The 7604-nt window shown below is 71.3% G+C and carries 7 protein-coding genes and 1 pseudogene; all 8 read right to left on the bottom strand.

Going from position 1 to position 7604, the window contains the following annotated elements; all coding sequences use genetic code 11:
- Positions 1-257: 257 nt before the first annotated feature.
- Complete coding sequence (locus tag AC08OP_RS12325; protein WP_462186345.1) at positions 258-683, bottom strand: cold-shock protein; 426 nt, start codon at positions 681-683, stop codon at positions 258-260.
- A gap of 602 nt (positions 684-1285) precedes the next feature.
- Positions 1286-2365, bottom strand: coding sequence for a hydrogenase expression/formation protein HypE (gene hypE, locus AC08OP_RS12320; protein ID WP_476614318.1), 1080 nt, complete (start codon positions 2363-2365; stop codon positions 1286-1288).
- Entirely contained in the window at positions 2355-3527 is a 1173-nt protein-coding gene (hypD, locus tag AC08OP_RS12315; RefSeq protein WP_476614317.1) for a hydrogenase formation protein HypD, read from the bottom strand. Before hypD ends, hypE begins: the two co-directional genes overlap by 11 nt.
- Entirely contained in the window at positions 3524-3829 is a 306-nt protein-coding gene (locus AC08OP_RS12310) for a HypC/HybG/HupF family hydrogenase formation chaperone (RefSeq protein WP_476614316.1), read from the bottom strand. The genes hypD and AC08OP_RS12310 overlap by 4 nt, the downstream gene beginning before the upstream one ends.
- Positions 3830-3836: 7 nt before the next feature.
- Positions 3837-6284, bottom strand: coding sequence for a carbamoyltransferase HypF (gene hypF / locus AC08OP_RS12305; RefSeq protein WP_476614315.1), 2448 nt, complete (start codon positions 6282-6284; stop codon positions 3837-3839).
- A gap of 180 nt (positions 6285-6464) precedes the next feature.
- Complete coding sequence (locus tag AC08OP_RS12300) at positions 6465-6677, bottom strand: hypothetical protein (RefSeq protein WP_462186348.1); 213 nt, start codon at positions 6675-6677, stop codon at positions 6465-6467.
- A gap of 27 nt (positions 6678-6704) precedes the next feature.
- Positions 6705-7412 (bottom strand): DUF5947 family protein, encoded by a 708-nt coding sequence (locus AC08OP_RS12295; RefSeq protein ID WP_476614314.1) that lies wholly within the window; start codon positions 7410-7412, stop codon positions 6705-6707.
- A pseudogene (locus AC08OP_RS12290) lies at positions 7409-7604 on the bottom strand (NifU family protein); the annotation flags it as partial. The pseudogene AC08OP_RS12290 and the gene AC08OP_RS12295, both read right to left, overlap by 4 nt.

Genomic DNA, 7604 nt, shown 5'->3' with positions numbered 1-7604 from the left:
GGACGGGTGCACATCTCCGCTGATGCGGACGGCACGGTCTGGATCGGCGGCGACCCGATCACCTGCGTGTCCGGCTTCGTCGAGCTGTAGGTTCCCCCGGCGGGAAGAACCGCCGCCGCGCGAGACGCCGAACGACGGCGCCTGCCCGGCTCCGCCGGACCGCCCGCGCGATCCAGATCCTCCCGCCCCCGAGGCCCCGAGGCCTCCCACGTCCGGGCAAGAGACGGCCGGACGCGGGAAAGGCGCCCGGATACGCGTCAGTTTTCGATCCAACCGTACTTCTCGGCCACGCCCATCAGCTCGCTTCTGACCCGAACTATCTGCGTCCCCGTCAGGGTCGGGTCGATCCGGAGCAACAGTTCGGTGATTTCCTGGGTGAACTCCCCGACCGGCAGGACGTCACAGAGAGCGTCGGAATCGTCCGCGTGGACGGTTCCCCTCGTCGGCGCCGGAGCGGCCAGGCCCGAAGCCGCAGGCGTGGACCTGAGGATGCGGGCCGAACTGGCCTTCAGCCCACGCTCGCCCTCCTCGATCTCGAACTCCATGACGGCCCCGGGGACGACGAGATTCTTCTCAACAAGAAGATCGTTGGCATGTAGGAAAATATCGTCTCCTCCGTCGCTGGGAGCTATGAAACCGTAACCCCGAACATGGTCGAAGCGAAGAACCTTACCTGTACTCACGACTCACCTCAACAACACCCGAAAGACCATACGATTATCCACCGCTACTTCGCCCACCCAACCGCCACGTGGCGGGCCGGACGGCTCGAGAGTGAAGCATACCCCCACAGCCCCAACCGACCGCAAGCCCGACGCATCCACCCTCACCCTCGACGGAAACAACCGCGCCAATGCCCACCCACGCTACCTCGGTTGAGACCAACGTTCAACGCGGAACGATGGGTCATCCTTTCGCGATTACGACCACACCCCCAAGACGGATCCGCGATCACAGAAACGAACGTGTGTTCGACACTGCCGGGCGAGGGGGCTACGCTTACAACCATGTTCACGTCCACACCGTCCCCGGCCACCTGACCATGATTGTCGCCATCCCGAGCCGCCGACGCCTGTCTCCGAACGTCCGGAGGACGTCCTCGCCGCATTCCGCCGGACGCCCGCGCCGCGCCGGTCAGTCACTCCCTGAGCCCCGGCCCGCCACCGAGAGACTGACAGGCATGCACGTCACCATTCCACCTGCCCGAGGATCTCGCCGAATTCAGCGACAGAGGCGCGGACCAGAATGCACGGGTCCGCCCTCAACTCGAAAACAGCTCAGGGATTCAGCAGATTCGGGGAAGTTGCTCGCCGACCGGGAGGTCCACCACGCGGCTCGCGCCGAGACCGGTCCTCGCGACCACCATTCCCGGGTGTTCCGCGGTCACCGTACCTATCACGGCCGCGTTTCGGCCGAGTGGGCACGCGCGCATCGCCTCAAGCACCCGATCGGCGTCCCGCGGCGCGACCATCGCCACGAGCTTGCCCTCGTTGGCAATGTAGAAGGGGTCCAGCCCGAGAATGCTGCAGGCATCGAGGACCGGCTCGGGAACGGGAACATGCCGTTCGGTGATGACGATTCCCACCCGCGCGGTCCGCGCGATCTCGTTGAGTGTCGCGGCCAGTCCTCCGCGCGTCGGGTCCCGCAGGGCGTGCACGTCCGCACCGGTGCGCAGCATAGCGCCGACCAGTCCGTGCAACGGAGCGGTGTCACTGCGGACCTCCGTGGCAAATTCCAGGCCCTCCCGGCAGCTGAGCACGGCGATCCCGTGCAGCCCGATCTCGCCGCTGACCAGGACGACGTCGCCCGCCCGGGCCCGAGCGGGCCGGATGTCGACGCCGTCGGGAACCAGGCCGATCCCCGCCGTGTTGACGTAGACCCCGTCACCGTGACCGGCATCGACGACCTTGGTGTCACCGGTTACCAGCCGGACGCCCGCGGCACGGGCCGCCGCTCCGAGCGCATCCGCCACCCGGCCGAGATCGGTCAGCTCGGTGCCCTCTTCCAGGATGAACGCGGTCGAGAGGTACCGGGGTTCGGCGCCGGACATCGCCAGGTCGTTGACAGTTCCGTTGACCGCGAGATCGCCGATCGAGCCGCCGGGGAAGAACAACGGTCGAACGACGTAGGAGTCGGTGGTGAACGACACCCGTGCGCCGTCGACGGTGACCACGGCCGCGTCCCCCAGGTCCTCCGGACCGCCCGCGCCGGCGACTCCGAAGGCCGGCAGGAAGAGATGCTCGACGAGTTCGGCCGACATCGCGCCCCCGCCGCCATGCCCCATCACGATCGTGGGGCACTCCACCAACGGCACAGGACAGGTCCACCCGGCCGGATCCACCGCCGTCACGGCCTCATCCACCATGTCCCACCTCCAGCGCACGTCCCACCTCCAGCGCACGTCCCGCTTCCGGCGAGGCCTGCGCAACCGCCGGAGAGGTGCTCATCCGGCGGTAGAGGTAGTAGGCGGCACAGGCCCCTTCGGAGGACACCATGGTCGCGCCGAGCGGGGTCCGCGGCGTGCACTGCCGTCCGAAGGCCACGCACTCATGCGGCTTGATCAAGCCTTGGAGCACCTCGCCCGATCGGCACGCCGACGACTCGGCCGTGTGGACGTCCGCCACGGCGAACCGCAGCTCCGCGTCGAAGTCGCGGTAGGCCGGCGACAGGCGCCAGCCGCTGCCCGGGATGACACCGATGCCCCGCCAGGCCCGGTCGGCCACCTCGAAAACGTCCCGCAGCATCGCGATGGCGGCTGGGTTGCCGGCGGCCGGAACCGCCCGGGGATAGGCGTTCTCCACCTCGTGTCGGCCGGCCTCCAGCTGCACCACGGTGCGCCGGATGCCCTCGAGGAGGTCGAGTGGTTCGAAGCCGGTGACCACGATCGGCACGCCGTAACGCCGCGCCAGAGCCGGGTACTCGCCGGTGCCCATCACGCTGCAGACGTGACCAGCGGCCAGGAACCCCTGGACACGGCAGCTCGGCGACTCCATGATCGCAGCGATCGCCGGCGGTACCAGCACATGCGACACCAGCAGGGAGAAGTTGCCCAAGCCGAGCCGTTTCGCCTGGAAAACCGTCATCGCGTTGGCCGGCGCAGTGGTCTCGAATCCGATCCCGAAGAACACGACCTCCCGATCGGGGTTGCGCTGGGCGATCGTCAGGGCGTCCAGCGGGGAGTAGACCACCCGGATGTCGGCACCCGCGCTCTTCACCCGGAAGAGGTCCCGATCGCTCCCCGGCACCCGCAGCATGTCGCCGAAGGAGCAGAAGATGACGCCCGGCCGCGCGGCGATCTCCAGAGCCCTGTCGATGATCTCGAGCGGGGTCACGCACACCGGGCAGCCGGGACCGTGGATCATCTCGATGCCCTCGGGCAGAAGCTGATCGATACCGTGCCGGATGAGCGAGTGGGTCTGCCCACCGCAGACCTCCATGATCGACCATGGGCGGGTCGTCGTCGCGTGGATCTGTTCCAGCAGCCGACCGGCCAGCTCCGGATCCCGGAACTCCTCCAGATACCTCACCGCGTCATCCCCTCCTCCTCGCCGGCCCCGCGGGCCGTGGCACTCACACCGTCCGCACCGTCACCCAACTCCTCGGTCAGGAGTCCCATCCGCGCGAAGGTGGCCAGCGACGCCAACGCCGACCGTTCGTCCAGCCGTTGGATCGCGAACCCCACATGCACGATCACGTACTCGCCGACCGTGATCTCGGGCAGGTACTGCAGGCAGACGTCCTTGCGCACACCTCCGAAATCGACCTCGGCCATCCGGGCCCCGTGGCGTTCCTCGATCCCCACCACCCGTCCTGGAACCGCGAGACACACCTGTTCCTCACCCCTTTTCCCGCGCCTTTTCCCGCGCTGCGGCGACGAGCAGCTGACCGAGAGCGATCCCCCCGTCATTCGGAGGTACCCGCGCATGCCGCAGCACCGTGAAGCCCCCCGCACGCAGTGCCCTGGATGCAGCCGTCGCCAGAACGGCGTTCTGGAAGACCCCGCCGGTGAGTCCGACCAGGTCAAGGCCCACCTCTACGCGTGCTCGCCGGGCGAGGTCCACGATCATCGCCACGACGGCTGTATGGAAACGGGCCGCGGCGGTGTCCACGGCGAGCCCGGCCGACAGATCCCTCACCATCGCCCGGATGACCGGCGCCGGGTCGATAATCAGCGGCCTGCCCGGCCCCTGCCCGCGCAAGGCGAACGCGTGGCGTTCGCGGTCGTCCGCGCCGCCGCCGGTCGCGGCCCGCGCCCGGGCCTCCAGCTCGATCGCCGCCTGCGCCTCGAAGTCGACCTCGTGACGGATGCCGAGCAGCGAGCTGACCGCGTCGAAGAGCCGCCCCATGCTGGAGGTCGGCACGCAGCCCAGCCCGCTGGCCAGCTGGTGGGTCAGCGCCCGCCGCTCCGGCTGCGGGCAGGCGACGACCGGCGGCAGGGTGGGATCCCAGCGGACTCCGGCGGCGTGCAGATGGGCAAGCGCCATCCGGCAGGGCCGCCGAACCGCGGCGTCCCCACCGGCAAGCGGCACATAGCCCAGGTGGGCGAAGCGCCGGAACCCGTGGTAGTCGGCGATCAGCACCTCGCCGCCCCACACGGCCCGGTCGGGGCCGTAGCCGGTCCCGTCAAAGGCGAATCCCACCACCGGCCGGGTGCCGTCGAGGCCGTGCTCGGCCATCAGCGCGGCCACATGGGCATGGTGGTGCTGCACGGTCCGTACCGGTCGGCCGGCAGCGTGCCGCACCGCCCACTGGCGCGACCGGTAGCCCGGGTGCGCGTCGGTGACGAGCTGGCGGGGGGTGACGCCGGTCAGGTGCTCGAGGTGCCGCTCGGCGGCATCGAGGGCGCGCATGGTGGCCAGGTCGTCCATGTCCCCGATGTGCCCGCTGAGCCAGGCCGACCGGCCCGAGCCCAGGCCGCAGGTGTTCTTGAGGTCGGCCCCGACGGCCAGCGTCGGGGGCACCTCGAACGGCAGCGGCACCGGCAGCGGCGCGTAGCCACGCGAGCGGCGTACCGGCGACGGGGCACCGTCGACCACCCGGACAACGGAGTCGTCGCAGGGCACTCGGATCGGACGGTCGTGGCGCAGCCAGCCATCGACGAGCGGAGCGAGCCGGCGCAGGGCGTCGGCGTCGCCGGCCGCGATCGGCTCGCCGCCGAGGTTCCCGGAGGTCATCACCAACGGCGGCCATCCGGCGGTGCCGACGGTTCGATGGACGGGCCCGGGCTCGCCTGGCAGGCCGAGCAGCAGATGGTGCACCGGCGTGTAGGGCAGCAGCAGACCGAGATCGGGGTTGTCCGGGGCGACGGAGTCGGCGAGCGCGGGACGGCCGTCGCGGCGACGGCGCACCAGCACGATGGGCCGAGCGGGGTCGGTGAGCAGGGCCGCCTCCCACTCGTCGACATGCGCCAGGGCCCGGGCCGCAGCCAGGTCGTGGACCATGACGGCGAACGGCTTGCCGCCGCGCCGTTTGCGGCGTCGCAGGGTCGTCACCGCCGTCGGGTCGGTCGCGACGCAGGCGATGTGGTAGCCGCCCACCCCCTTCACCGCCAGGACGCCACCGTCGGCGAGCAGCCGCCGCGCCGCAGCGAGCGCGTCCTCGCCGGTCCGCGGCGCGCCCGACGGCGACACGAACTCCAGGCGCGGTCCGCACGCCGGGCAGGCGATCGGCTGGGCATGGAAACGCCGGTCGGCCGGATCGGAGTACTCCCGCTCACACACGGGGCACATGGCGAACCGGGCCATCGTCGTTGCCGGCCGGTCGTAGGGAAGGTCGGTGATGATCGTGAACCTGGGTCCGCAGTTGGTGCACGTGATGAACGGATGCCGGTAACGCCGGTCCGCGGGGTCGGCCAGTTCCCGCAGGCAGTCCGGGCATGTCGCCACGTCGGGGGCCGCCGCCGTACGCCCGCCCGCGGCCGGCCGGGACCGGGCGATCGCGAAGCCGGATCCGCCACAGGGCGGAAGTTCCGTGGTCACGACCCGCTCGACCATGGCCAGCGGCGGCACGTCGCAGCGAAGCCGGCGGGCGAAGTCCTCGACCGCGCCGGGGGTTCCCTCGACCTCCGTGACCACGCCGCCGGTGTCGTTGCGCACCCAGCCGGTCAGAGCCAGCTCCGTCGCGGCGGCGTGGACGAATGGCCGGAAGCCGACCCCCTGGACCAGCCCCTGGACGACGAACCGTCGCCGGGCCCGGCCGCCCGGGCCGGCCTCCCGACTCGGTTCACCGGCCCCGCCCACCGAGAGCGCCGGCCGGGTCATGCGGCCCGCCGTGCCGTCCGCCATCACATCTTCTCGATCATGATGTATCGGACGAGGGCCGGATACTCCCTCCAGAACAGGCCGACGGCACCGGCCACGCCGACGGTCGCCAGCACCAGCTTGCGACTACTCATGCTCCACCTCCTCGGTACCGCTTTCTCATGGGTATCCGCGGGCTTCGGGTGGTGCGCCGCCCGCTGGGCGCTACCCCGGCGGCAGGTTGGGCATGCTCCTCGGTGCGACGGGATTGCGCCTCTTCGGCCGGACGCCGGTGGAGCGCCGTGCGTCGGCGCTGCCATCGGCGTGGTGCCCCGCCTGCCATCGGTACGAACCGGTCGCGTTGCCCTGCGCTACCCCCTTGACGTGCGCGGTGGCGTCCGGCGCGACGTCGGGCTTACCGACCCGGATCTCAGCCATCTCGTCCTCCCCTCCCTCTCTTTCCTCTCAGCCCCGCCCCGCGGGGCCCGCGCGGCCCTGGCCCGTGAGATGGACCGGCCGTGCGGGCGCAACGGGCTCCCGGACCCCGGCCCGCACCGGGCTTGCGGGCCGGCGGCCGAGATCGGCGAAGAACCCGTCGATCGCCGGCCGCACGCGCCTGCCTCCGGACAGGCCCCTCCACTCCCGCCGGATGACCGCCACGAGCCGGTGACAGTCGTCGACGGGAACGATCCAGTGCTCGTGGCGGCCGTGGGCGGTGTTCGTCAGCAGCGCCTCGACCAGCGGTGTCAGGTCACCCAGCGCCGGGCAGCGCCGCACGATGCCGCGCCACGTGCCGGGCTCGACGTCCCAGCGGGTGGCGCCCATCGGGCTGGGATAGCGGGCGCTGACCGAGCCGTCGGTCCCGACGACGAAGAACGCCAGCCCCACCGGGGTACCCAGCTCGTCCGCGTCGAGTGCGGGAAGCCGCAGCCGTCGCCGGGGAACAAGCCGGAAGTGCCCACGCCCGGCCGCCTCCCGGTCGAACAGCAGCGCGCACGCCTGGCAGGCGCAGAGCAGCTCGTCGCGTTGTTCGTCGAGGATGTGCCGATGCTCCGCCGGCACGGCGGTCCGGCACATGTCGCAGCGGGCCTCGGCCGCGCCGGCGCGGCCGGTCGCGGCGCGCACAAGCCGCCGCAACGCGCCGTCGGACGTCGGGGACGTCGGGGACGTCATGGGCCCACCCCGTCAGCGACGGGCCGGGCGAGCACCGTGTCGAGGGGAACGAAGGCGGTCCGCTCGGGTGCGCCCGGCGCGGGCAGGCGCCGGACGTCAGACAGCTCCGGCGCGACGGCGAGCACGGCCTGGCGAACCGCCTCGGTGATCCCCGCCGAGGTCGAGCCACACCCGCCGAGGGTCAGCCGGACC

Source organism: Frankia sp. CeRuru1 (assembly GCF_977966315.1).
This window is presented reverse-complemented; position numbering and strand designations above follow the sequence as displayed.